This window comes from Delftia sp. JD2 (assembly GCF_001682645.1).
Taxonomy (GTDB): Bacteria; Pseudomonadota; Gammaproteobacteria; order Burkholderiales; family Burkholderiaceae_C; genus Comamonas; species Comamonas acidovorans.
Window position 1 is genome coordinate 59,417 of sequence record NZ_LFJT01000017.1, and the last position, 24,937, is coordinate 84,353.

Annotated in this window: 25 protein-coding genes; 12 read left to right on the plus strand and 13 right to left on the minus strand. The window is 66.0% G+C overall.

Going from position 1 to position 24,937, the window contains the following annotated elements; translation table 11 throughout:
- The first annotated feature begins 74 nt into the window (after positions 1–74).
- On the plus strand, positions 75–1,154 hold the full coding sequence (locus ACM14_RS11670) for a glycosyltransferase family 9 protein (protein WP_065346222.1): 1,080 nt from the start codon (positions 75–77) through the stop codon (positions 1,152–1,154).
- A gap of 51 nt (positions 1,155–1,205) precedes the next feature.
- On the opposite strand, the gene ACM14_RS11675 is transcribed toward ACM14_RS11670, so the two are convergent.
- From ACM14_RS11675 to ACM14_RS11685, 3 genes are all read right to left on the minus strand, one after another.
- Positions 1,206–2,369: a GGDEF domain-containing protein gene (locus ACM14_RS11675; RefSeq protein WP_065346223.1), complete on the minus strand. Its 1,164-nt coding sequence runs from the start codon at positions 2,367–2,369 to the stop codon at positions 1,206–1,208.
- Positions 2,370–2,699: 330 nt separating this feature from the next.
- The gene (locus ACM14_RS11680; protein WP_034395797.1) at positions 2,700–3,383 is read right to left on the minus strand and encodes an energy-coupling factor ABC transporter permease; all 684 of its coding nucleotides are present in this window, start codon (positions 3,381–3,383) and stop codon (positions 2,700–2,702) included.
- Between the two features lie 187 nt (positions 3,384–3,570).
- The gene (locus ACM14_RS11685) at positions 3,571–4,509 is read right to left on the minus strand and encodes a LysR family transcriptional regulator (RefSeq protein ID WP_065346224.1); all 939 of its coding nucleotides are present in this window, start codon (positions 4,507–4,509) and stop codon (positions 3,571–3,573) included.
- A 128-nt stretch (positions 4,510–4,637) separates the two neighbouring features.
- On the opposite strand from ACM14_RS11685, the gene ACM14_RS11690 reads away from it, so the two are divergent.
- A complete protein-coding gene (locus tag ACM14_RS11690) occupies positions 4,638–6,095 on the plus strand; it encodes an MFS transporter (protein ID WP_065346225.1) in 1,458 nt (485 codons plus the stop codon).
- Between the two features lie 6 nt (positions 6,096–6,101).
- On the opposite strand, the gene ACM14_RS11695 is transcribed toward ACM14_RS11690, so the two are convergent.
- The 4 genes from ACM14_RS11695 to ACM14_RS11710 form a co-directional block, all read right to left on the minus strand.
- Positions 6,102–6,902, minus strand: a complete 801-nt coding sequence (locus ACM14_RS11695) for an amino acid ABC transporter permease (RefSeq protein ID WP_065346226.1) — start codon at positions 6,900–6,902, stop codon at positions 6,102–6,104.
- Positions 6,899–7,561, minus strand: a complete 663-nt coding sequence (locus ACM14_RS11700; RefSeq protein WP_012206191.1) for an amino acid ABC transporter permease — start codon at positions 7,559–7,561, stop codon at positions 6,899–6,901. Before ACM14_RS11700 ends, ACM14_RS11695 begins: the two co-directional genes overlap by 4 nt.
- A gap of 3 nt (positions 7,562–7,564) precedes the next feature.
- A complete protein-coding gene (locus ACM14_RS11705; RefSeq protein WP_013801878.1) occupies positions 7,565–8,467 on the minus strand; it encodes a glutamate ABC transporter substrate-binding protein in 903 nt (300 codons plus the stop codon).
- Between the two features lie 142 nt (positions 8,468–8,609).
- Complete coding sequence (locus ACM14_RS11710) at positions 8,610–9,920, minus strand: flavin-dependent oxidoreductase (protein ID WP_065346251.1); 1,311 nt, start codon at positions 9,918–9,920, stop codon at positions 8,610–8,612.
- Positions 9,921–9,990: 70 nt separating this feature from the next.
- On the opposite strand from ACM14_RS11710, the gene ACM14_RS11715 reads away from it, so the two are divergent.
- The 6 genes from ACM14_RS11715 to ACM14_RS11740 all read left to right on the plus strand — a co-directional run bounded on the left by ACM14_RS11715 (position 9,991) and on the right by ACM14_RS11740 (position 14,815).
- Positions 9,991–10,596: a TetR/AcrR family transcriptional regulator gene (locus ACM14_RS11715; RefSeq protein WP_065346227.1), complete on the plus strand. Its 606-nt coding sequence runs from the start codon at positions 9,991–9,993 to the stop codon at positions 10,594–10,596.
- Between the two features lie 73 nt (positions 10,597–10,669).
- Positions 10,670–11,671 carry an NADP-dependent oxidoreductase gene (locus ACM14_RS11720; protein WP_065346228.1) on the plus strand — a complete coding sequence of 334 codons (1,002 nt, stop codon included), beginning with the start codon at positions 10,670–10,672 and terminating at the stop codon, positions 11,669–11,671.
- A 30-nt stretch (positions 11,672–11,701) separates the two neighbouring features.
- Positions 11,702–12,406 carry an SDR family oxidoreductase gene (locus ACM14_RS11725; RefSeq protein WP_046989091.1) on the plus strand — a complete coding sequence of 235 codons (705 nt, stop codon included), beginning with the start codon at positions 11,702–11,704 and terminating at the stop codon, positions 12,404–12,406.
- Between the two features lie 165 nt (positions 12,407–12,571).
- The gene (locus tag ACM14_RS11730; RefSeq protein ID WP_013801883.1) at positions 12,572–12,895 is read left to right on the plus strand and encodes a helix-turn-helix transcriptional regulator; all 324 of its coding nucleotides are present in this window, start codon (positions 12,572–12,574) and stop codon (positions 12,893–12,895) included.
- A 40-nt stretch (positions 12,896–12,935) separates the two neighbouring features.
- Positions 12,936–13,439 carry an arsenate reductase ArsC gene (locus ACM14_RS11735; protein WP_065346229.1) on the plus strand — a complete coding sequence of 168 codons (504 nt, stop codon included), beginning with the start codon at positions 12,936–12,938 and terminating at the stop codon, positions 13,437–13,439.
- A gap of 89 nt (positions 13,440–13,528) precedes the next feature.
- Positions 13,529–14,815 (plus strand): arsenic transporter, encoded by a 1,287-nt coding sequence (locus ACM14_RS11740; RefSeq protein ID WP_065346230.1) that lies wholly within the window; start codon positions 13,529–13,531, stop codon positions 14,813–14,815.
- 27 nt (positions 14,816–14,842) lie between these two features.
- Here the strand turns inward: ACM14_RS11740 and ACM14_RS11745 are convergent, their stop codons facing one another.
- Entirely contained in the window at positions 14,843–15,223 is a 381-nt protein-coding gene (locus ACM14_RS11745; RefSeq protein ID WP_065346231.1) for a hypothetical protein, read from the minus strand.
- A gap of 506 nt (positions 15,224–15,729) precedes the next feature.
- Here ACM14_RS11745 and ACM14_RS11750 point away from each other — a divergent pair.
- The 3 genes from ACM14_RS11750 to ACM14_RS11760 all read left to right on the plus strand — a co-directional run bounded on the left by ACM14_RS11750 (position 15,730) and on the right by ACM14_RS11760 (position 20,516).
- Positions 15,730–19,230: an IPTL-CTERM sorting domain-containing protein gene (locus tag ACM14_RS11750; protein WP_254662035.1), complete on the plus strand. Its 3,501-nt coding sequence runs from the start codon at positions 15,730–15,732 to the stop codon at positions 19,228–19,230.
- Positions 19,231–19,443: 213 nt separating this feature from the next.
- Complete coding sequence (locus ACM14_RS30595) at positions 19,444–19,881, plus strand: acetyltransferase (RefSeq protein ID WP_084027355.1); 438 nt, start codon at positions 19,444–19,446, stop codon at positions 19,879–19,881.
- A gap of 155 nt (positions 19,882–20,036) precedes the next feature.
- A complete protein-coding gene (locus tag ACM14_RS11760; RefSeq protein ID WP_065346234.1) occupies positions 20,037–20,516 on the plus strand; it encodes a GNAT family N-acetyltransferase in 480 nt (159 codons plus the stop codon).
- Between the two features lie 36 nt (positions 20,517–20,552).
- Here ACM14_RS11760 and ACM14_RS11765 read toward each other — a convergent pair whose 3' ends face one another.
- From ACM14_RS11765 to ACM14_RS11775, 3 genes are all read right to left on the minus strand, one after another.
- Positions 20,553–20,993 (minus strand): hypothetical protein, encoded by a 441-nt coding sequence (locus ACM14_RS11765; protein WP_065346235.1) that lies wholly within the window; start codon positions 20,991–20,993, stop codon positions 20,553–20,555.
- Positions 20,994–21,304: 311 nt separating this feature from the next.
- The gene (locus ACM14_RS11770; RefSeq protein ID WP_065346236.1) at positions 21,305–22,420 is read right to left on the minus strand and encodes a PHB depolymerase family esterase; all 1,116 of its coding nucleotides are present in this window, start codon (positions 22,418–22,420) and stop codon (positions 21,305–21,307) included.
- 10 nt (positions 22,421–22,430) lie between these two features.
- Positions 22,431–22,844, minus strand: coding sequence for a CopG family transcriptional regulator (locus tag ACM14_RS11775; RefSeq protein ID WP_065346237.1), 414 nt, complete (start codon positions 22,842–22,844; stop codon positions 22,431–22,433).
- 206 nt (positions 22,845–23,050) lie between these two features.
- On the opposite strand from ACM14_RS11775, the gene ACM14_RS11780 reads away from it, so the two are divergent.
- Complete coding sequence (locus tag ACM14_RS11780) at positions 23,051–23,704, plus strand: hemolysin III family protein (RefSeq protein WP_065346238.1); 654 nt, start codon at positions 23,051–23,053, stop codon at positions 23,702–23,704.
- Between the two features lie 268 nt (positions 23,705–23,972).
- Here ACM14_RS11780 and ACM14_RS11785 read toward each other — a convergent pair whose 3' ends face one another.
- Both ACM14_RS11785 and ACM14_RS11790 read right to left on the minus strand, forming a co-directional pair.
- The gene (locus ACM14_RS11785) at positions 23,973–24,380 is read right to left on the minus strand and encodes a GFA family protein (RefSeq protein WP_065346239.1); all 408 of its coding nucleotides are present in this window, start codon (positions 24,378–24,380) and stop codon (positions 23,973–23,975) included.
- Between the two features lie 93 nt (positions 24,381–24,473).
- The gene (locus tag ACM14_RS11790; protein ID WP_223275358.1) at positions 24,474–24,809 is read right to left on the minus strand and encodes a hypothetical protein; all 336 of its coding nucleotides are present in this window, start codon (positions 24,807–24,809) and stop codon (positions 24,474–24,476) included.
- Positions 24,810–24,937 lie beyond the last annotated feature (128 nt).

Genomic DNA, 24,937 nt, shown 5'->3' on the forward strand with positions numbered 1-24,937 from the left:
GCAGGGGGAGGGCGCGCAGCGGGCACGCCGATTGCTACGTCTCCATGGCCTGCAACCACAGGCGGAGAGTGCCCATGAATTCCATGAATCACCCCTTGCTGAGGCTGGCCGATTCAACCCCCGCCCTCAGGCCCGGCAAATACAAGGATTACCGCAGGTCGGCCGTCTTGCCGCAGCTGCGCAGAATCGGCGTGTTCCGCGCGCGCCGCTTTGGGGATCTGCTGTGCGCCACGCCCGTTCTGCGTGCATTGGCTGCGGCCTGGCCCAAGGCACGCATCACCCTGGTGGGGCTGCCCGAGGCCGAAGGCCTGGCGCAAAGGCTGTCTTCGGTCGATGACTTCGAGCTGTTTCCCGGCTGGCCCGGTCTGCCCGGCGTGCCCTCGGCCAAGGCCGATGAATACAGCTTCTTCCAGCGCCGCATGCGTTCGCGCCGCTTTGACCTGGTGGTGCAGCTGCACGACTCGGGCCGCAACACCAATGCCCTGGTCGCCAACTTTGGCGCGCGCCGCAACGCGGGCTTTGCGGACCCCGATGACTGGGTGCCCGAGGCGGATGCGCTGCGCTTTGTGCCCTGGCCCGGGCAGGGCAGCGAAGTGCTGGGCCTGCTGGCCCTGACCGACCACATGGGCCTGCCGCGCCGCGGCCTCAAGCTGGACCTGCCGTTGAATGCCGATGACCGCGCCCGCGTCCGCCCGCTGCTGCCCGCAAGCCGCCGCTACGCCATCGTGCACCCGGGCGCGCGGCTGGCTGTGCGCCGCTGGTCCGCCAGCGGCTTCGCGGCCGTGGCCGACCGGCTGGCGCAGGCGGGGCTGGAAGTGCTGCTCACCGGCAGCGAGGACGAGCGCGCCCTGGTGGCATCGGTGGCCGCGCAAATGCGCCACCCCGCGCTGGACCTGAGCGGCCGCACCGACATCTGGATGCTGGGCGCGGCGCTGGCATCGGCCAGCGTGGCCGTGTGCAACAACACCACCGTCTCCATGATGGCTGCTGCCCTGGGCACGCGCAGCGTGGTCGCCTCGCAAGCCGGCGAAGTGGACCGGGGCCCGCCGCTGGACCCGCAGCGCCAACGGGTCTTCACCCCCGGCAACGATGCGCATGCCGCTGAACTGCTGGCGCAAGCAGCGCTGGCGCTGGCCGATGAAGAGCTGGCGTGAGGCGTGCCCAGGGCCAGGGCACCCTCGGCACCCTCGGCACCCCCGGCGCCCTCAGTGCGGCCGCCCGGGCGCAAGCTGGACCAGTTCCATCCGGTCCCGTCCCTTGCGCTTGGAGGTGTAGAGAGCTTCGTCGGCCTGCTTGAGCCAGTGGGACAGCTCCACCCCGGGCTGGTCGAACAGGGTGGCACCGATGCTCAGCGACACCGGCTCCGGCGTCTCGAACATGGTGCGCGCCTGCTGCGCGAAGGCCTCGCGCAAGTCCTGGCCCAGCGCCTGTGCTGCCGCGTGGTCGACGCTGCGCAGCACGATCACGAACTCGTCCCCGCCCAGCCGTGCGGCCAGTGCGCCGCGCGGCAGCGCGCTGCGGATGAGGTCGCTCAGGGTCAGCAGCAGGCGGTCGCCGGAATCGTGGCCGTGCAGGTCGTTGACCTGCTTGAAGTGGTCGATATCGATCAGCAGCAGGGCGCAGGGGCTGGCCGGTGAGGCCTGCTCCAGCAGCTGGGGTGCGCGCAGATAGAGCGCGCGGCGGTTGTCCAGGGCGGTGAGCGGGTCGCGGGCGGCGATCTGCGCGATGCGTTCCTCGCGGCGATGGCGCTCCGTGCCGGTCATGGACATGGCGAGCAGCATGATCGCCATCACGCCTTCCACCAGCGAGACCAGGATCACCGTGCCGTGAAAATTGGCCAGGTTGATGAAGGTGTCCAGCGCCACGGCCGAGGCGGCCTTGGCGAAATAGAACAGGCCGTGGGCCAGCAGAACGAAGCGCAGCTGCGCCGCGCCCACGCCCAGCGTGCCGCCGTGCGGACGCAGCAGCAGGCCGGCGCGCAGGCTGATGACGGCGATCAGCAGCGACTGGATGCCCAGCATTGCCCTGGACCACCACGGTCCGCTGGGCATGAACAGCATTGCCAGCCAGACGACGGCCACCAGCCACCACAGGCGCGGCAGCCGGGTGTGCGTGAACGCGGCAACGCCGGCCAGGAACAGCCAGTGTGCGCAGATCAGCAAGCCGTTGGGAAACCAGATGCCCAGCAGCACATGGCCGCTGGAGCGCAGCAGGGCCAGCACACAGCCCACGGCGATGATGGCAAACCCCCCGCTCCACAGCAGCAGCGAGCGTTCGCGCACGCTGCCCCATTCCGCAGCCAGATACAGCGCCGAGGCGGCGGCCATGGCCGTGGTGAGAACGAGCAGGGTGAAGGGATCGAGAACCATGGACGATGAAGATATCGGCGCAGGCAGGCCCCGTGCAATAGCTGCCAGGCAAGGCGCAATGCGGCGCAGGTCGGGGCCGTCGCATTGAAATGGAGCGGAGCGCGCGGGCCGAATTGTCGCAGGATGCGGGCCTTCAGGCCCTTGCTGCGCGGCAGTCCGTTGGGTGGAAGTCACGGATCGGGCGGCCCGTGAACGGGAGCCCGTTGCCTGATTTTCGGCCTGATTTCCGTGATGCAGCCGCCGTGGCGCTGGTCAGCGCGGATGCGGCTGGAGTCTTGAGCAGCCCGCCACAGCGGAGCACCGAGGGTGCGGTGACCGGGAAGCCGGCTGTCAGATGGCCGCTGCGTGCAGGCGGGTATTGAAAAGCGGCCCTTGCGTGAAGGCGGCCAGACGCTTGGCCAGCCACAGCACGGCCAGGTCCACCAGGGGCTCCACCAGCACCACGCACATGTAGGCGGCACCAAAGCTTGCGACCTCGGTCATGGTGGCCAGGCTGGCGCCATGGCCGTAGATGGCCCAGAAGGCCACCCACAGCACGATGCCGCCCTGGTAGGTGGTGGACAGGGCCAGGGCCTGCCGGTAGCTGATGTCCACATAGGCCGTGCCGGCCGGAATCAGCCGGCGCGCCAGCTGGCTTACCGCATACAGCGGCACCAGCAAGGTGGTTACGTTCATGCCGTACTGCGGCAGGTCGAAGGGTGCAAAGAACAGGCCCTGGACCAGCAGGCCGCACGCCAGGCCAATGGCCGCAGCACCCGCGCCGAACATCAGCAGCAAGGTCGAGCCCAGAATCAGATGGACCTCGGATACGCCGACCGGCTCATGCGGAAACACCTCGAAGAAGCTGAACACCAGCGCGGTGGTGATCACGCTGCGCACCAGCAGCGCGAGCGCGCCGCCGTTGTCGCGCAGGCTTTGCCGTGCCAGGGCGGCGGTCAGGCCGAAGGCCGCTGCGGCAGTGACGTAACTGAGGGCGATTTTCTCGGGGCTGACGACGCCGGGTTCGATGTGCATGGGAGGTCCTGAACAGGCAAGGTCCGTTGGAGAGCCGGCGGGCACCGACTGCGCAACGGCAAAGGCACCGAGCATAGCCGGGGACGGTGTGCTGCGCCATGTTCATTTCACGCTGTGGCCACGCTGTAGCCACGCTGCCGCACTTCGGATAGCCATCGGTTTCACGCGCGGTTTCACGCGCTCGCTCTCACGCCGGGCTTTCGGCCGCTTTTCCGCATGGCCAGGAACCGCTGTGCTGTTCCGCGCAGATCTCCCGTACGCACCCGCGCAGCCACCGGTGCGCCGGATCGGCATGCAGCCTCGGGTGCCACAGGAGTGAAACCGTGATCTCCGGCACAGGGACCGGAAGGGGGAAGCCGTGCATTCCGGCACGCAGGTTCCCCGTGTGCCGTTCGGGAACACTGGCGATCAGGTCGGAGGCCCGGGCCAAGGCCAGCGCCGCTGAAAAGCCGCCAACGATCGCAACGATCTGCCTTTGCAGGTCGAGAGAACTCAAGGCTTCATCGATGGGGCCCTTGTCCTGCCCTCGCCGGGACACCAGGATATGCCTGCCGGCCGCATAGCGCGCGGGCGTGATCTCGCCCTGGCTCAGCGGGTGCCCTATTCGCACGACGCCAATGAAACGGTCTCGGAACAACGCCTGCGCACGCACCTCCGGACCTATCGTGCTCCCGACAACGCCGGTCTCCAGGTCGACCGTGCCGTCGCGAAGCGGGCCGCTCCCTTTGTTTGACTTCTGCACAAAGCAAAGGCGAACGCCAGGCGCTTGCTCGCCGACGCGGGCAATCAGGTCCGGTCCGAAATTCTCCACAAAGCCTTCGCTGGTCCGCAGTGTGAACGTTCGGACCAGCTGTCGGAGGTTGGGCTGCTCGGCAGGGCGCAGAACCGCTTCCGTGTCCTGCACCAGCTGGCTGACCCGCTCGCGGAGTTCGAGCGCCCGAGGTGTGGGAACGAGGCCGCGCCCGGCCCGGACCAGCAGCGGATCGCCCGTCGTCTCCCGCAAACGCGCCAACGCCCGGCTCATCGCTGAAGGGCTCAGCCGCAACCGTTGGGCGGCACGCGCCACGTTGCCTTCCGCAAGCAACACATCCAGGGTGACAAGCAGGTTGAGATCGGGTCTTGACATGGATCGACCGTAGCACGGCGTGTGGTGACATGGCGCCAGACGCATGAATAAAGTGAAAGTGGTGCGCCTTCCGCCATGCCGGGCAGGGAACTACGCTTCCGATAGCTCAATTTCGGGAGTCACCAACGATGAAAATCACACCAGAATCAGCCACGACAGCAAGAGATGGGATAGCCGCTGACCGTGCAGAGCAGACGCCGTCGATTCGGTGGGTGCTTGCCAGCCTTTCGCTATCGATGTTGCTGTCATCGCTGGGCACCAGCATCGCCAATGTGGGGTTGCCGACCTTGGCTCAGGCGTTCGACGCCTCTTTCCAGCAGGTCCAGTGGGTCGTCCTTGCCTATCTGCTGGCCATCACCGCCCTGATCGTCAGCGTCGGACGGCTCGGCGACGTCATGAGCCGCCGACGGCTGCTGCTGGTCGGCATCTTCCTGTTCACGCTGGCCTCGGTCCTTTGCGGCCTGGCGCCCACGCTCCGGCTGCTGATTGCCGCCCGGGCGGTGCAGGGTCTTGGCGCGGCCATCATGATGGCCCTCACCATGGCGTTTGTCGCCGGGACGGTGCCGAAGGAAAGGACCGGCAGCGCCATGGGACTGCTCGGAACGATGTCCGCAATGGGCACCGCTCTCGGTCCATCGCTGGGCGGCGTTCTGATCGCCGGACTCGGTTGGCAGGCGATCTTTCTCGTCAACGTACCGCTGGGTATCGTGGCATGGGTTCTCGCGCACCGTTACCTGCCCGCCGATTGCCGGGGGGAGAAGACGGGGCGGGCCCGCTTCGACAATCTGGGCACCTTGCTGCTGGCTGTGACGCTTGTGGCGTACGCACTGGCCATGACGCTGGGGCGCGGAAGTTTCGGTCCGCTCAACGGGGCTCTTGTGTTGACCACTGCCTTGGGTGCCGTGCTCTTCGTGCTTGCCGAGGCGAAAGCCGCATCGCCTTTGATTCGATTGGCGATGTTCCGTGATCCAGGCTTCAGCGCAAGCCTTGCCATGAATGCGCTCGTCTCGACGGTGATGATGTCGACGCTGGTGGTGGGGCCGTTCTACCTCGCCCGTGCGCTCGGGCTCAACGAAGCCATTGTTGGCATCGTGATGGCGGTGGGCCCATTGATCGCCATATTGAGCGGTGTCCCCTCTGGCCGTGCCGTCGATTGTTGGGGCGCGCCATCCATGGCCATCGTCGGGCTCATCGCCATGGCGGCGGGGGCATTTGCACTGTCCGTGCTTGCGTCGATGTTCGGCGTGGCGGGATACGTTGCTGCCATCGTCGTCCTGACCCCTGGATATCAGCTCTTCCAGGCGGCCAACAACACCGCCGTCATGGCGAATGTCCATCCAGATCAGCGCGGAGTCATCTCGGGCATGCTCAGCCTGTCACGCAACCTCGGGCTCATCACCGGGGCATCCATGATGGGGACGGTTTTCGCGCTCGCTTCAAAGTCGCCCGACATCGCAACGGCGCATCCCGAGGCCGTTGCCAACGCGATGCGGATCACGTTCGCAGTCTCGGCCGTTCTGATCGTCGTTGCCCTGGCCATGGCAATGGCAGTTGCAAGCCGTGCTCTCGCGACAGGCCGTTCGTGACGAGGCTCAGTGCACCGGCCGGCTCAGCCGCCTGCTCGCCCTCGATATCGCATAGTTCACCAGGCAGTACAGCACCGCCACCACCAGGTACACGGGCACCAGCGCGTGGTAGTTGGCGATGAGCACCTTGGCGTTCTGCATGAGTTCGCCGTAGGTGACGATGTAGCCGAAGGTGGTGTCCTTGACCACGATGACCAGCTGCGCGACCAGGGCCGGGACGATGTAGCGCAGGGCCTGCGGGAAGACGACGAACCGGAAGACCTGGACCTCGGTCAGCCCCAGGCTTCGCGCGGCATCGGTCTGGCCGCGAGGGACGGCCAGCACGCCTGCGCGGTAGACCTCGGCCACCACGGCGGCGGTGCTCAGGCCTATGGGCAGGGTCAGCATCCAGTACGTGCCGAGCTTGATGCCGGCTGCGGGAAGCACCAGAAAGCACACGTAGATGAGCAGCAGCGTGGGCGTGCCGCGCAGGAATTCGATGACGGCGATGCTGGGCCAGCGCACGATGCGGGGCCGCGCCAGGCGCCCCGCCAGCAGCACCAGCCCAAGGCTCAGCGCAATGACGGCGGCCATGGCCGAGGACGCCAGCGTGCCGAGCAGGCCCTTGGCCAGAAAGGCCCAGGTGGTGGGCCAGGCGAAGAATTCCCAGAACCGGGCCTCGAGCTGGCCTGCCGAATGAAAACGCAACACGACGCCCGCAGCCAGCGCAATCAGCCCGGCCGCGGCGATCAGGCTGACCACCTGGGTGATCTTCCTGGCCTGCGGGCTGGGCGCGCCAAACAGAATGTCTTCCAGAGAACGGCTCATCGCAGTATCCGCAGCTTCTTTTCCAGGATGGCGCCCACCCAGGCAATGAGCAATCCGGTGGCCACGTACAGGGCGGCGGCCACCGCGAACGCGGCCATGCCGGCGGCGGAGTCGTTGGCGATCTTGGACACGAGCGCCGTGAGCTCCCGGCCCGCAAGCGGCACCTGGGACGCCAGCGAGGTGGACAGCATCAGCGCAATGAGCAGAGACGTCATCGGCTGCACCACCGAGCGCAGCGCCTGCGGCAGCACCACGGCCGAGATGATCTGCATGGGCCGCATGCCCAGGCTGAGCGCGGCCTCGATCTGGCTGCCGGCAATGGTGTTGATGCCGGCGCGCAGATAGTCCGCCGTGAACGCGGAGCAGACCAGGGTCAGGGCCAGGATCACGCTGGGTTCATAGTCGATCACGACATTGAGATCGGGCAGCGCGAACACGATGAAGATCAGCAGCGCCACGCTGGGAATGTTGCGGAAGATCTCGACGTAGCCCGTCAGCACGAAGCGCAGCGGCGGCAGCGGAAGCAGCCTGAGCACCGTCACGACCACGCCCAGCAGGAAGCCGGGCAGGAACGAGAAGGCGGTGAGCTTCCAGGTCAGCAAGAGGGCCTGCCAGAAGGCAGGCCCGTGGTCGGAGAGGAGCCGGGAGATGTCACCCATCGTTCAGGGCAGGGCGGGCGGCGTGGGAACGGCCGTGCTGCCGGTGCGCTGTCCGATGGAGACAGTCCACAGCTTGGCCCAGGTGCCATCGGCTTCGATTTTCTTCAGGAAGGCGTTGATGAAGGCCACGCCGTCCGAGCCCTTGGGCAGGCCGATGCCGTAGGAATCCTGGGCGCCAAAGGGCGCGCCTGCCAGCCGTGCGTCGCCAGTGCCCAGGCTCAGGGTGTTGAGCAGCAGGGTGTAGTCGGTCACATAGGCATCCACACGGCCCTGGCGCAGGGAGTCCAGCGCTTCCTGATGGGTCTGGAACTCCTGCACGACCGCCTTGGGCGCGTGCTGCGCCAGGATGGCGGGCCCCGTGGAGCCGGCCTGCGTGGCCACCTTCTTGCCTGCCAGGTCGCTGTACGACTGCACGGTCTTGTTGCTTGCCTTGACCAGCACCCCGGCCTGCGAGGTGTAGTAGGGGCCGGCAAACGAGATCTTCTCGGCGCGTGCGGGGGTGATGGAGTAGGTGGCGATCACCATGTCCGCCTGGTTGTTGATGAGCACCTGCTCGCGCGTGGACGAGGTCACCTGTGCGAACTGGTACTTGGACGCATCGCCCAGGATGTAGCGCGTGAGCAGCTGGGCCAGGCCTGCGTCGAAGCCGCGGATCTTGCCGTCTTTCTCGTTGAGCAGGGAGAACAGATTGGAGGTCTGGGTGCTGCCCAGGCGCAGCGTGCCGGTCTGCTTGATCTTGCTGGCCCAGGTGCTCGATGCAATGGTCGCGGCGTCGGCGACGGGGCCTTGCGCCACCAGGGCGTCAAACGCCGCTGTGTTCAGGGGCGCGCCCTGCGCAAAAAGCGATCCACTGCCCACGATCGCCAGCGTCACCACGGTGGATTTCAGAATGGATTTGATGGGCATGTGGTCTTCCTGCTTGGTCTGTGATGTAAATCTGGGGATGGCTGCCAGGGGCAAGGGCCGATTATGGCGACTCGCGGCCCTTGCTGCCGCACAAGGGCTCAGTCCCTGGTCATGCGCCGGTCGTGCGCCGGTCATGCGCCGGTCACGTGCTGGCCATGCGCCGACCGGGTGCGATGGTGGGGGCTGCGGCATTGAGCGTCTCGATCGCATAGCCGGCCGCTGCCTTGTAGCGGGCCATGAAGCCCTCGCGCTCCTCGCGCGGCAGCACCTCGTCGATATGGTCGAAGACGCCGCCGCAGCGCTCGTCCACCAGCCCCAGCAGGCCGAAGGGGCCGGCCCCGCGGTTGCGCAGCACCAGGGCCGAGATGTCCTTGCACAGCCTGTCGTCATAGGCGCGCAGCGCCTGCGGGCCCACGCCGTGGTCCAGCAGCTGCGCGCCCAGCACGCGCGCGTCCACGATGGCCTGGCTGGCACCGTTGGAGCCCACCGGGTACATCACGTGCGCCGCATCGCCCAGCAAGGCCACGCGGCCGTCCACCCAGGTGGGCACGGGGTCGCGGTCGATCATGGGGTACTCGAAGACATCCGTGGCGCCGCGCAGCATGGCCGGCACGTCCAGCCAGCCGTAGTCCCAGCCGTCGAAGTGGTGGATGAATTCCTCCAGCGCCACGCGCCGGTTCCAGTCGCCTTGCTGCCAGCCGCCGTCGTTGTCCACCGTGATCTCGGCGATCCAGTTGATGGTGGCCAGGCCCGTGACGGGGTCCGGCGGCGTGATGGGGTACAGCACCACGCGATGGCGCAGCGAGCCCACGCCCACGAAGGACGCACCGGTGCGCACCGGCACGCCCGGCGTGGTGCCGCGCCACATGATGGCGCCGCCCCACTGGATGGGCGGCTGCGCGGGGTGCATCTGCGCGCGCACGGCCGAGTGCAGGCCATCGGCCGCCACCAGCAGCGAGCCCTGCACCTCCAGCCGCTGGCCATCGCGGGTGTCGATGAGGGCGGTCACGCCCTCGGCATCCTGCCGGTAGCCCACCACGCGCCGGCCCAGCTGCACGGCATCCTCGCCCAGGCGCTCCCGCACGGCGTTGAACAGCATCATCTGCAACTGCCCGCGGTGCACCGCGTACTGAGGCCAGTGGTAGCCCGCCTGCAGCCCGCGCGGCTCGGCATATACCTCGTTGCCGTTGCGGCCCACCAGCGCCCATTCCCGCGCCTGCAGGCCGATGGTGTCCAGCACATCGTTGCCGAAGCCCAGGTCATGCAGTTCCCGCACCGCGTTCGGCTGCAGGTTGATGCCCACGCCCAGCGGCTGCAACTGCGCCACCGACTCGAACACGATGCAGGGCACGCCGATCTGGTGCAGCGTGAGGGCAGTGGCCATGCCACCGATGCCGCCGCCGGCAATGAGCACGGGGCGGGATGGATTGTTGTGTGAAGCAGCAGCAGACATGCCGGGATTGTCCATGCAATGGCTGCGGGCGGATGTCCCATCTGCGGCGCGTGCATGGCGCAAACAATGTATGATGACCATCATGCGAAAAACAAATTCCAGCGCCCGGGCTTCCGCCAAGGAGGCCACGCATGAGCGCATCGTCTCCGTGGCAGCGCGTGCCATCCGCCGCAGCGGCTATGGCGGCACCGGGGTGGCGGACATCATGAAGGAGGCGGGCCTGACGCACGGCGCCTTCTACGCCCATTTCGCCTCGCGCGATGCCATGCTGGCCGAAGCGGCGGGCAAGGCCTGCGCCGAGTCCTGCGCCGCCGTCGCCGACGTGGTGGCCAAGGCGCCGCCCGGCATGGTGCTGCAGGCCATGCTGGCCGCCTACCTTTCCAAGGAACATGTCCAGCGCGCCGAGGTGGGCTGCCCCTTGGCGGCCCTGGGCTCCGAGACCTCGCGCCAGGCGCCGGAGGTGCGCCGCGTGGCCACGGGCCACATCAAGGAAATGGTCGATCTCATCGCCCGCCAATCGCCGGACTGGGGACAGCCCGGCGCCCATGAGCGCGCGCTCGTCACCTTGTCCACCATGGTCGGCAGCCTGCTGCTGGCACGGGCGGTGGACGATCCGGCCCTGTCCGACAGCCTTCGCGAAGCAGCACTCAAGCACCTGGCGCCGGACAGCCAGTGATGGCGCATGCCCTGTGCATGTGCCTGGATTTTTTTCGTCGTTACATATGATGATCATCATATAAAGGAAGACCATGAAGGCATTCATTCTGGAAAGCCATGGAGCGAACCGCGCCTTGCAGCTGGCAGACGTACCCGAGCCGCAGCTGCGTGACGACGAAGTCCTGGTCCAGGTCCATGCCGCAGGCGTGAACCAGCTGGACTCCAAGATCAGGGACGGGCAATTCAAGCTCATCCTGCCCTATCGCCTGCCCCTGGTCCTGGGCCACGACGTGGCCGGCGTGGTGGTCAAGGCCGGCCCGAGCGTGCGGCAGTTCAAGCCCGGCGATGAGGTCTATGCACGCACGGACGATTTCCGGATCGGTACGTTCGCGGAGTTCGTGCCGGTCAAGGAGTCGTCGCTGGCGCCAAAACCGAAGGGGCTCACGATGGAAGAGGCCGCCTCCATCCCCCTGGTGGGCCTGACGGCCTGGCAGGCCCTGGTGGAGACGGCGAAGCTGTCGAAGGGGCAAAGGGTCTTCATCCAGGCCGGCTCCGGCGGCGTGGGCACGTTCGCCATCCAGCTGGCCAGGCACCTGGGCGCCACTGTGGCTACCACGACGAGCGCGGCCAACTTCGAGCTGGTCAGGAGCCTGGGTGCGGATGTCGCCATCGACTACCGCACGCAGGCCTTCGAGGACGTCCTGCACGACTACGACGTGGTGCTCAACAGCCAGGACGGCAAGACGCTTGGCAAATCCCTGCGCGTGCTCAAGGGCGGCGCGAAGCTGGTCTCCATCTCCGGCCCGCCCGATCCCGCATTTGGCAGAAACATCGCGGCGCCCGCATTCGTGCGGCTGGTGATGCGGCTGCTCAGCTTCGGTGTCAGGCGCCGGGCGCGAGGCCGTGGCATTGACTACTCCTTCCTCTTCATGCGGGCCAACGGCGGCCAGCTGCGCGAGATCACCCGCCTCATCGAGGCAGGCGCCATCCGCCCGGTCGTGGACAAGGTCTTCGCATTCGAGTCCACCAACGAGGCCCTTGCCTATGCCGAAGCCGGCCATGCCAAGGGCAAGGTCGTCATCAAGATCCGTTGAATCTGTTTTTCCCCACCCCTGGAGTGCTCCATGAAAATTGAAAACGCTGTTGTTCTCGTCACCGGCGCCAATCGCGGCATCGGCCTGGCTTTCGCACGCGAGCTGCTTGCCCGTGGCGCCCGCAAGGTCTACGCCGGCGCGCGCGACCCCGCCACCGTCACCCAGCCCGGCGTGCATGCCCTGCAGCTGGACGTGAACCGCCCGCAGGACGTGGCCGCCGCCGCGGCGCAGGCGTCGGACGTCACGCTGGTGATCAACAACGCCGGCATCGCCCAGCCCGGCGGCTTCATGGCGCCCGACAGCGAAGAGGTCGCCAGGCGCATCTTCGAGACCAACTTCTTCGCCGTGCTGCGCATGAGCCAGGCCTTCGCGCCGGTTCTCAAGGCCAACGGCGGCGGGGCCTTGCTCAATGTGCTGTCGGTGGCCTCCTGGGTGAACGGCGGCGAGCTGGCCGCCTATTCGGCCAGCAAGTCGGCCGCCTGGTCGCTCACCAACGCCCTGCGCAGCGAGCTTGCAGGGCAGAAGACACAGGTGCTGGGCCTGCACATGGCCTATGTCGACACGGACCTCACGCGCGGGCTTGACGCGCCGAAGTCCAGCCCCGAGGACATCGTCAGCCGCGCGCTGGATGGACTGGAGGCCGGGCTCGATGAAGTGCTGGCCGACGAGCTCACCCAGCAGGTCAAGCGCGGCATGACGGCGGCCCGGCCAAGCTATCTGCCGCAGGGCGCTTGAGGTCGGACCGTGCCCGGTTGCCTGCGCTTTTCGGCATCCGGGCACGGCGGTCAGCCATGGGTGCCCATCCGCATGGGGTGGCGTGGGATGGCATGGGCTGGCACGATCGGTCAGCGCCGGCTGGCCTATATTTCCATATTTGTTGAAATATCGTATGATTCGCCCATGGATGAATCTGAAGTCGTCGAATCCCTGGCCGCGCTTGCCCACCCCTTGCGCCTGCGCATCTTCCGCGCGCTCGTCGTGGCCGGGCCCGAGGGGCTGACGCCGGGCGTCATGGCAGAAAGCCTGGGCGCCGCCAACACCACGCTGTCTTTCCATCTCAAGGAACTGACCCGCTCGGGCCTGGTGACGCAGGAGCGGGCCAGCCGCAACCTGGTGTACCGCGCCGCCTATGAGCGCATGAACGGCCTGCTCGGCTTCCTGACGCAGAACTGCTGTGCAGGTGCGTCATGCGAGGTGGCCGACATGTCCTGCAAGTCCTGCTGACGCTGCTCCCCCGGTTTCCCCGCCCCGAACATTTCCTGCCATGACTTCCGACAAACCCCTGAACGTCCTGTTTCTGTGCACGCACAACTCTGCCCGGAGCATCCTGGCGGAAGGCCTTCTGAATCACCTCGGCGGCGGGCGCTTCAAGGCCTACTCCGCAGGCAGCAGCCCCCGCGACAACCAGCGGCCCCATCCGCTGGCGATTGCGGCGCTGGAGCAGGCGGGCGTTTGCACCGAAGGCCTGCGCAGCAAAAGCTGGGACGAGTTCGGCGCGCCTGATGCGCCCCCTATGGACTTGGTCATCACCGTCTGCGACAGCGCCGCTGGCGAGGCATGCCCCTATTGGCCGGGCCAGCCCGCCACCGCGCACTGGGGCTACGCGGACCCGTCGCGGGCCGAAGGCAGCGACGAAGGCCGGCAGGCCGCATTCCGCCAGACCCTGCTGGCCATGCGGCAGCGCCTGGAGCGGCTCGTCAACCTGCCGCCATCGTCCCTGGCCAGGCACGCGCTGCAGCAGTCTGCCCGCGACCTGGCCCGTGACTGAAGCCTGTCACTGACACCTGCTTTCGACACCTGCCACCGAAACCGCTGCGGCCTCCGCTGCCGCCTGCACATCCCCGAAGAAAACAGCACATGCTTGCGGCCCTCCTGATCTTTGCAGCCACCCTTGTCCTGGTCATCTGGCAGCCCGCAGGCCTGGGCATCGGCTGGAGCGCGTCGCTCGGCGCCATCGTGGCACTGGCCCTGGGGGTGGTGCACTGGGCCGATGTCGCCGTCGTCTGGGGCATCGTCTGGAATGCAACCGCCACCTTCGTGGCGGTCATCATCATCAGCCTGCTGCTGGACGAGGCCGGGTTCTTCGTTTGGGCTGCACTGCACGTGGCCCGCTGGGGGCGCGCAAGCGGCAGGCGCCTGTTTGCCTTCATCGTGCTGCTGGGCGCCGTGGTGTCTGCGGTCTTTGCCAACGATGGCGCCGCGCTCATCCTGACGCCCATCGTGATGGCCATGCTGGTGGCTCTGGGCTTTTCTGCCGCAAGCACCCTGGCATTCGTCATGGCGGCAGGGTTCATCGCGGACACGGCCAGCCTGCCGTTGGTGGTGTCCAACCTGGTCAACATCGTCTCGGCGGACTTCTTCGGCATCGGCTTCAACGACTACGCGTCGGTCATGGTGCCGGTGAACCTGGTTGCCGTGGCCGCCAGCCTGGGCGTGCTCTTCCTGTTCTTCCGCAAGGATCTGCCCCGCACCTATGCCTTGGAGCGCCTGCAGCCGCCATCGGCCGCCATCCGGGACCCGGCCACCTTCCGCGCAGGCTGGGCCGTGCTGGCGCTGTTGATGCTGGGCTTCTTCGGGCTGGAGCCGCTGGGCGTTCCCGTCAGCGCGGTGGCCGCAGCCTGTGCGCTGCTCTTGCTGGCCGTCGCCGCCCATGGCCGGGTCATCAGCGCAGGCCGGGTCCTGAAGGGCGCGCCATGGCAGATAGTCGTGTTCTCGCTGGGCATGTACCTGGTGGTCTATGGCTTGCGCAACGCTGGGCTGACCGGCGCCCTGGCCAGGGTGCTGGAAGTCTTTGCAGGCGGCGGCGTGTGGGGCGCCGCAATAGGCACCGGCTTTCTGTCGGCGGGCCTGTCTTCCGTGATGAACAACATGCCCACGGTGCTGGTGGGCGCCCTGTCCATCGAGCACTCCGGGGCCACGGGGCTGGTGAAGGAAGCCATGGTCTATGCCAATGTGATCGGCTGTGACCTGGGCCCCAAGATCACGCCCATCGGCAGCCTGGCCACCTTGCTCTGGCTCCATGTGCTGGCCCGCAAGGGCATGACGATTGGCTGGGGCTACTACCTGCGCGTCGGCATCGTCCTGACCCTTCCGGTCCTTGCCATTACGCTGGTCGCGCTTGCCTTGCGGCTGAGCGTGGGCTGAGCGTCGGTTGACTGGCGCGCTGACGCATCAGCTGCTGCCGTCCTGCGCAGGCATCGGCATATTGGCGCGGCGTTCAAACAGGTGGGCCATGGCCTTTGCCGCCGCCTCGGCCGCTTCAGCGCGGCGCATCTCGGCCGCGTCTTCGAACCCGCAGCCCATGGCCTGGGCCTCGGTGCCGGCGTAGTCGGCCAGCGTCTCGGCGCTGTCGCGGATGCTTTGCAGGGCGCGGGCCACCACGTCCATGTGGCGATGGCCCTTGGGGGTCTCCAGCCAGGCCAGGGCCAGCTGGGCGATGGCGGAGATTTCTGCACAGCCTTGCTGCACGAGATGGTCCACCTGGGTGAGGGCGTTGGACAGCTGCCGGGTGCTGTGGCTGTCTGTGGCGGGGGAGGGCTGGGCGGGGTTCATGCCATGTCCCTCCGCAGTTGGCCGGACACAAAGGGCTGGCATGAGGGAGGGACTGCGCCAAAAGACGGCGCGCAGGCGAGAGAAACGACGTTCATTGTTCCGTGCTCCATTGCGGATCGAAACCACAGGCCATTGCATCTGCGTTGACTGATGGATTCGCTGTACCAAGCCTCGCTTTCGGAGAGGCTGTGCCGCTATACGACGGATGTTTTGAAGCATCAGCCCCGGGACAGGGGGCCGGGGCGGATGATAGCGCGGGAGGGGAGGGGAACGCCCCTTTTTTTTGGGGGGGGTGAGGCTTGCGAAACGTCCAGTCAAGCGCGGCACGAACGCACAGTCAAGCCGCCAGGGCTGCGCGCCCGCAAGATGGCCGGCAGTGCGCATCCACCCGTGCCACACGCTTCCATAAACATGGCTTTCAGCGCTTGATACACAAGTGCTGAAAGCATTTTTCATGGCCGATCGCGGCTGGGTGGAACACAGCTCCACCCACCCACCACATCGCCATGAAAACCCTTGCCCTTCGAATTGCCATGCTGCTGCTGACGGCGGCGGCTTCAGTGTCTGCTGGTGCAGTCACGGTATTCGACAACCTGGCAGCCGCCAATGACCCGTGGCTCATCCAGCACAACTCCAGCTACCACACCAACCTGTGGGTGGCCAACCGGATCCCGATTGGCAGCCAGTCGCTGCGCATCACGCAGGTGAAGATGAATCTCACCCAGATCGACCAGTTCGAGCTGCAAGTGTGCGCAACCGACGCCAGCGCCGCCACGCCGTTCGTGGACATGACGGCCTGCGCCCCCTTCACCGCCGACGCGGCCACGCCAGGCATGCGCGTGTTCACGGGCGACCGCATTGTGGCGGCGGGCGACTTTGCCTGGGTGGTGGTGCGCAGCATCGGTCAGACCATGATCCGCCGCCAGATCACCACGGCCACCAACGACGGGCTGACCTGGTATTCAGGGGCGAGCCACAACCCGGCCTGGGTGGCCGAGCCGCAGACCTCCATCGGCATGACGGTCGAGGCCGGTTCCGTGCAGCTCGATGGCGTGTGCGGCAGTGCCAGCAGCGCCACGCCTCGCCGCTATCCGCCAGATGCCTTGCTGTGCAGCGTGGGCACGACCAGCGGCGTGATGGGTGATACCTACTCCTTCTCCTGGGTGTGCCAGAGCAGCTACGGCGGCAACCCTTCGCCGCAATGCTCCGTGCCTCGCGCCTACCTCGTTACCTCCCAGGCCACGGGCGGCGGCAGCATCGAGGCGGGGCGCGATGTAGCGGCGGGGCAGCAGGCCAGCTTCACGCTCACCACGCCACCGGGCTATACGGTGCAGGCCAGCGGCTGCGGCGGATCGCTTGCGGGCAACACCTACACCACTGCGACCATTACCGGCAATTGCACCATCAGCGCCACCTTCGCCCCGCCGCCCACCAACGGCGCGTGTGGCAGCACGGCGCCTTCGCTCACCTTGCCAACCCTCTTGTGCAGCGCCGGTTCGGCCACCAACCAGTCTGCCGCGGCCGATGCCTTCCGCTGGAATTGCGCGGGCATCAGCGGCGGCACCACGGCCGCTTGCCTGGCACCGCGCCAATACATGGTGACAGTCAACACGGATGCGGGCATCGCCAGCGCACAGTGCACCCCGAACCCCGTGACCCATGGCTCCAGCGCCACCTGCACGGCCACGGTGCATGACTCAGTCGCCCGCCCCTTCAGCGGCTGGGGCGGCGCATGCAGCGGCACGGGAGCTTGCCAGCCCGTGGTTCTCGGGACTACCACCGTCTCTGCCAACACGACGCTCATCACCTACGCCATCACCACCACTGCCACCACAGGCGGGAGCATGTCGTGCACGCCCAACCCCGTGCCCCACGGCCAGGGCGCTGGCTGCACTGCCACGCCGCAAACGGGCTTTCAGTTCACCGGCTGGACGGGCGATTGCGCGGGCACGGGTGCATGCCAGTTCACCAACGTAACCAGCGCGCACAGCGTGGGAGCCACCTTCGCGCCCATTACCTACGCCATTGCAACCCCCGCAGTCACCGGCGGCAGCGTGAACTGCACGCCCAACCCCGTGCCCCATGGGCAAGACACTATCTGCGTCGCCTCGCCCGCTATGGGCTACCACTTCACCCATTGGTCGGGCGATTGCGCGGGCACTGCCAGCGCGTGCATTCTCTACAACGTGACCAGCCCGCGCAGCGTGGGTGCCACATTTGTGCTCAACACCTATTCCATCGGCATCGTCCCCGCCCCGGCCAACGGCACAGTCGCCTGCACGCCCAACTCCGTCACCCACGGCCAGGATGCAAGCTGCACCGCCACGCCCGATGCGGGTTACCACTTCACCAGTTGGTTGGGCGATTGCACGGGCACAGGTGCATGCCAGTTCACCAGCGTGACCGCGTCGCGCACCGTCTCGGCCACCTTCACGCCCAACACCCACTCCATCGCCACCCCCGCCGCCGTCAACGGCACGGTCACCTGCGCACCCAACCCCGTCACCCACGGCCAGGACGCAAGCTGCACCGCCATGCCCGATGCGGGCTACCACTTCACCAGTTGGTCAGGCGATTGCGCGGGCACGGGTGCATGCCAGCTCACCAGCGTGACCAGCCCGCGCAGCGTGGGTGCGACCTTCGCGCTGAACACCTATCCCATCAGCATCACCCCCGCCACCACCAACGGCACGGTCACCTGCACACCCAACCCGGTTAACCATGGGCAGGGCGCAAGCTGCACCGCCACGCCCGATGCGGGCTATCACTTCACCAGTTGGTCAGGTGATTGCGCGGGCACAGGGGCATGCCAGCTCACCAACGTGACGAGCCCGCGCAGCGTGAGTGCCACATTTGTGCTCAACACCTACTCCATCGGCATCGTCCCCGCCCCGGCCAACGGCACAGTCACCTGCACGCCCAACCCCGTCACCCACGGCCAGGATGCAAACTGCACCGCCACGCCCGATGCGGGTTACCGCTTCACCAGTTGGTCGGGCGATTGCGCGGGCACGGGGACATGCCAGCTCACCAACGTGACCAGCCCGCGCAGCGTGAGTGCCACCTTCGCGCTGAACACCTACCCCATCAGCATCGCCCCCGTCACCACAAACGGCACGGTCACCTGCGCACCCAACCCCGTTAACCATGGGCAGGGCGCAAGCTGCACCGCCACGCCCGATGCGGGCTATCACTTCACCAGTTGGGCGGGTGATTGCACGGGCACGGGTGCATGCCAGCTCACCAATGTGACCAGCCCGCGCAGCGTGAGCGCCACTTTCACCCACGATCCGGTCGATGCCACCTGCGGCTCAGCGGCCAACGGCGCTGTGGCCTTCAAGCCCAGCGCGAATCTGTGCGTCACGGGCACGCCAGGGACCGTGCTATCCGCTGGCGGCCAATACAAATGGCAGTGCAGCGGTGAATATGGCGGCGCAGCGCAGCAGTGCAGCGCACCGTGGCAGGGTGCGGGCGGCAACGGCAATCTGGGGGCGGTGGAGGTGGACGGCGCGAATGGCTGGGAGATCAGCAGCGCCGCCTTTGCCTCCACCTTGCCCGCGCCCTTGCCGTCCCATGTGCGTGCGGTGCACGCGCCGCTGGGGCTGGTGCTGGGGCGTGTCGCTGGCAATGCAGATGCACAGGTGACCGTGCACTTCACCACACCAGTTCCGCAGGGGGCCGTTTATTACAAATACGGCCCCAGCCCTGACGGGCTGGGCTGCACCAGCGCTGCCTGCGCGCAGCCGCACTGGTATGCGCTGCCCGGTGCGCAGTTTGCGCCCGACGGCCTGAGCGTGACCTTCACCCTGGCCGATGGCGGCGTGGGTGACAGCGATTCCGTGCCCAACCAGATCACCGACCCCGGCCTGCCCGTGCTGCTGGCCCCGCAGGCCATCCCCGCACTCGGCCCCTGGGCGCTGGCGCTGCTTTCGCTGCTGGCGGCGGGTCTGGTGGCTGTGCGTCGCCGCGCGTTGGGCGGTGCTTGCGCACCACTGATCAGAAAGTGAAGCCAAGCTGTCACCAAGGCAAAGCCGCCCCAGCGACGGGTTTCAGATGAGTTGCCGGCGGGACTCAGGGGCTCCGCAAAGTTTCCTATTGCGACCCACGCATAGGCGCTGCCGAAACAGCGCCGCCGTTCAGTGTGTACAACGGGGGCCGCGACGACTTAGCGGGTGTGTACCGTCATACTTCACGCAAGCTGAATCATTTGCAAAGTTGCCATGTACACACTCCGCACATCACGTCCTGAAGATGGTGCCGCTCTGGTTGACCTTTGGCGGCGTTCCGTAGACGCCACCCATCACTTTCTCAGTCCCGATGATCGAAAGGCCATTGATGCCGAAGTGGTCGAGTTTCTGCCTCATGCGCCGGTGACTGTTGCTGTCGATGAACATGACCAGCCCCATGGCTTCATGCTGATCGATGGCACGCACATGGAGGCGCTGTTCATCGATCCGGATGTCCGTGGCACCGGCATCGGCCGCAGGTTGTTGCAGCATGGATTGGGGCTGCACGGGCAATTGAGCACAGACGTCAACATGCAGAACTCCCAAGCCGTTGGCTTCTATCAACGGATGGGGTTCGTTGAAACTGGACGTTCGGAGGTGGATTCGCAGGGACGCCCTTATCCTCTTGTTCACCTGCGATACCAGGGCTAGCTGGAAGCAGGCCGCAGCTCGCATGGGGCCTGCCTTGCAGCAGCAGCAACCCCTTACTGTGGACTGCTGCCCCCTTGGCTGACGCTCAGATACACGGTCGGCAACCACCGTTTTTGTACGCTTTGAATTTGATGGATAGACAACCAGATACAGGCATGAATTTGAAATTTAAGCGGCTCACTGAAGTTGATCCGGCTCATATTGTTTCGCTGAACAACAATCCAGATGTGCTGCGACAAATGCCGCTTGGAAGTGCGGATTTCGACCTGGCGAAAGCAAATGAATGGGCCCAGAAAAAAGATGCCCAGTGGCAGCAATACGGCTATGGGCCATGGGCGTTTGAAATTGATCAGCAATTTGCCGGCTGGGGCGGCTTGCAGTACGAGGAAGGTGATGCCGACCTCGCTTTGGTGCTTCACCCCAAGTTCTGGGGAAGTGGCAAGGCCATCTATCAAGAGATAGTGAAACGTGCATTCACTGGCTTGGGGCTGAACTCCATCACGATTTTGCTGCCACCTTCAAGAACCAGAATAAAAGGGATTCTCAAGCTGGGATTTCGGCCAGATGGCGCATTGGATATCGAGGGGACTCGCTTTTTGCGCTATCGCCTGCATGCACCCGGCAAACACGATTGACCAGATATTTGAGCAGCGCGTCTTGATCCCACGCGCTCATACTTTGGCGAGGAAGGCCGCCGCATCACCCGCTTCACACTTCCAGTCTGCGAAGACCCCAACCAGGTTGCATTCCACGCAGTGGCAAGCGATGTAGTACCAGCGCACGTCGTGTGTGCCCTCGTACACGGAGACGCCGGACACCAGTTCGAACGTCTCGTTCTCGCACACGCACTCGTGTGCCTCGGGGGTGGCCTCTTCAACATATTCCGCGCTGTCGCCCATCAGGTGTTCCTGCCCGCAGTCGGTGCAGGTGCGGATGGCCACGCCGGCTTCCTCATCCGTCTGCAGCGCAAAAGTCCGGCACCCGCAATCGCATTTGGACGAGGCAAACCGGACGGCCTCATGGCCATTCGCAACGCTGTAGCTGCGCAGCTCGGCTTGGGTGTCGCCGGAAGTCGTCCCGTACCAGAACTCGCCCTTCTTCGTCAGTGCCATTGATACTGTTCCATTCTTCAAGTTGGGCCTCTCGGCAGACCTGACGCCAAGCGTTCCCGATGTTCCGGATTTTGCCTGATGGCACGGTGAATCGTCGCCAAGGGGCCGGGCCGAGGTGGACGCCGATTCTTGGAGATTGCAGCCAGCGACCATCAAGTTCAACTGTTGATCGCCGCCGATGTTCGATGTTGAAGCTCCTGCGTCCAGCTCTCAGCCTGAGACCAGTGTTCGGAAATCTGCAGCTGCCGGCTGCTCCGCAGCGGTTGCTGCCGCCCAGGGCCTCCTCGCGAGCTCGCTGCCGGTGCCGCACGTCAGCAGCCGTGAGCACGCTTGTGCGAAAGGAAGAAGCGCAGCATCTCGGCGCTGGCGTCGATTCCTCCTGGCGTGGTGTAGCTGCCCTCTGAGCTGCCGCCGGACCATGCGTGGCCTGCGCCATGCAGTTGCCAGTGTTCAATGGCGGTACTTCCGTCGGCCGCGACATAGGCAGAGCGGGTGAATCGCTGGCGGTTCGGCGCATGGCCCTGGATGACGCGAGGTGCGCCTTGGGGACTTTGCGCGCTGCGTGCAGCATTCACCACGGCCGCGCCGTTGTCGTGGTGCACCGTCGTGTCGGCATCGCCGTGAAACACGATCACTGGACACACGCTGGGACCGCTGGCCGAGCCTGATGCTGCGCCTCTTCGCATCGCCTCGAGGGCTGATGGCAGATTGGACGCAGCACCGGCGGGCAAGCCCGAATGCACGCCCACGGCGGCGAACAGCTCAGGGTAGGTGCGTCCCAATATGTCCGCCATTGCACCTCCAGCCGATAGTCCGGCGACATAGACACGCGATGCGTCCGCGCCATGGTCAGCCACCATCTGGCGTGTGAGGCCCGCCAGCAGTGCTGGCTCGCCCCGGCCCCGCTGCTGATGCTGGGCCTTGAACCAGTTCCAGCATTTTTGCGAGTTCGCATGCTGTGTTTGTTCGGGATAGAGCACCAATACACCAGCCCTGCGTGCCTGGTCATTCATGCGCGTGCCGGCGGCGAAGTCTTCCGGCCCTTGGGTGCAACCGTGCAGCATGAGGACGAGCGGCCGAGGCCCCGCTTCAAGTGCACTGCCTGGCGGCACATACAGCCGATAGGCCAGCTGCCGGCCTCCGTGCGAGTAGCTGCCGCGCAGCCATTGCTCGTCGCCGCAGGTGTCTGCCTGCGATGAGCCCGCAGGCACGGCGAGTTCGGGAGCATCGTCGATGAAACGGGCTTCGGCATCGACGATCCAGCCTTCTTCCCTGTGACTGGTTGCGGCTGTCTTGCCGTGGGGTGCGGGCGCGGGCGCGCTTTCGCCTCGCAACGTGCGCTGAATCAGCTCGGTTGCTTCCAGCAAATTGCCAGTGCGCGTCAGGCGTGTAGCCTCGCCCAGCATGTCGTGAAAAAGCTGTTTCATGGAATGGTTCTCAGGTAATGCGGCCGGCCAGAGCGGCACGAACGGCGGGGCTGGCCTGGAGCGCTCCCAGCACCGTGATGGATTCGATGGTTTCTGCGGCCAGCTGCGCAGGCACGTCCTGCGCGATGCTGGCCAAGCCCAGCACCCGGATCTGCAGCTTTTCCCCGGCAGCCTGCACCCGCAGGAGATCGGCCTGGGAGAAATGCTGCATACCCAGGACCAGCATCTTGCGGGCGACGACCTGTTGCAACGCGTCCGCGTGGCTGCGCAGGTGATTGCGTATCGCTGTACGGATGAAATCACTGCGGTTTGCGTAGAAGCCTTCGGCGACCAGCAGGTCGATTTGGCCCAGGTCGACATAGCCCAGATTGATGGTGAGCTTCTCGGATTCGCTCATGCGAGGGGTGGAGGTGGTTGTGGCCATGGAACATCCTTATGCCATCCATATGGATGGTTTGAGGATGGTTTCAAGGCCTGATGTTTCAATTTGCCGCTGCACGTCGTGTGGTGTCCGGTGGACGGGCTCTCCAGCGTGTCCGTTGCCATCATTGCCCTGTCACGTCTGGGCCGTAGGGTGGCCGGGCCGGGCCACCGCGCCCGGCGTTGCTCAGCCATGCGCCAGGAGGCTCCATGCAAGATTTGCAGGCCGGCTCGCCGCGCGGCCCTTGCGTTTGGGGCCAGCCCGGCGAACGGTTCAATACCTGGAGTCATCTGGCAGCCCTGCCCGTGGGCCTGGCGGCCAGTGTGGTTCTCATCTGCGAAACGGTGGCCGGCGGCGATGCGCGCAAGATTGTGGGCGCTGTGGTGTTTGGCCTGTCTCTGGCGGCGCTGTTCGGCGCATCGGCCCTCTTTCATGGCTGTACCGGGGTGCGCAAGCGTTTCTGGCAGCGCCTCGACCACGCCTGCATTTACCTGCTGATTGCCGGCAGCCACACGCCCTTTGCCTTGATGGCGCCCCCTGGCTTGTGGGCTTGGCTGCTGCTTGGCGGCGTATGGGGGCTCGCATTCCAGGGTGCGATACGTGCACTGGGTTTCGATTCGCCGCCGCGCCTGTCCCTGTACATCAGCCTTGGCTGGCTCAGCTTGGGGGGCGCGGTGCCGGTGGCCTTTCGCCATGGTGCGCAGACCCTGGCCTGGCTGCTCGCCGGCGGACTGCTCTATTCGGCAGGAACGGTGTTCTACCGTCGTCTGGCGAGCATGCGCCACGCGCACGGCATCTGGCATCTGTTCGTGGTTGCCGGCAGCGCCTGCCATACCGTCGCGGTAGCCGGTTTGCTCGCCTGACCTCCTGCCATTCATGGCTTCGACACCCCGCTGGCCGTTTTCTCGCACATTCAATAGCGGAAAGATCAAGGGGATGCCAGCATCAGCGGGTTCACAAGCACTTTGTGTGGGCAGTCATCCTCGATCCGCTTTGGCCGCAATGGCCGCAATGGCCGGTTCCGGCAGCCGCTGACATTCGCTTTGGAACGGCGAACGACCGTATCCAGCCTGAAGCAGACAACCCAAGCGGGCGTCGCAAGCAGCCGCTCCTGGCAGAACCAGCCCCCGATCACCCCATCCCAAAATCCACCCACCCCATCCCCACCCCCCGATTCACATGCCGCTGCCCACCCACCACCAACTCCGAATCCAGCGTGGCCAAAGCAACTGATATCCAGGCGCCCTCTGCGTAATGCGCGCTGTGCCACGTCAGCGATGAGCCGCATTGCTGGCAAAAGCAGCGCGTGATGCCGGGCGATGAGGCAAAGGAGCGCAATTGCTCCTGGCCCTGGGTGAAGACCAGGTCCTTTGCCGGCACGCTGCCGTAGGTGGCGAATGCGGCGCCGTGGGCCTTCTGGCAGATGCGGCAGTGGCAGTGCGACACGGCCTTGGGGCTGGACCGCAGTTCATAGGCGATGGCGCCGCACAGGCAGCTGCCGGTCAGGGCAAGAGGGGGGCTATCCGGGGCGTTGCTCATGGTCGGTCGGGCGCAAAAAAGGCGCATGCAATTGTGCATGCGCCCCAATGCCGCGACAGGGACGCGCGGCAACCCCAGGAGTCATCCGTTTCGTCAGTCGCCGATGACCTGCAGCCCGCTGCCGTCCCCATGCGCCTGCAGGCACATTCTTCCGAGATCGTTGAGAAAGCGCAGCACGGGCATCTCGCCCACGCAGGCGGGGATGGCGGCCATGATGTCGTTGTGCAGTTCCAGCAACTGGTCGGAGGCCACGAACATGGCGGCGGATTCGCCGTAGTAGTGCCGCCAGAAGTCCTGCAGCAGGCCGTGGCGGGCCTTGCCTACGACCAGGGGATAGCCGTTTTCCCAGACCTGTGCGTCCATGGAAAGGCTGGCCAGGCCAGGGTCAACAGGCCGCGCGCTGGCGGGGATCAACAGTACACGTCGCATGTCCATGCTCATTTGCGTCTTCCAGGTGCGCCAGTGGACTCGGGCAACCCGGTCCGGGAGGAGGGTGAGAGGGTTCGCACCGCAGGCGGCAAGAACCGGTTCCCACTTTATTCACGTGTGCACAACAA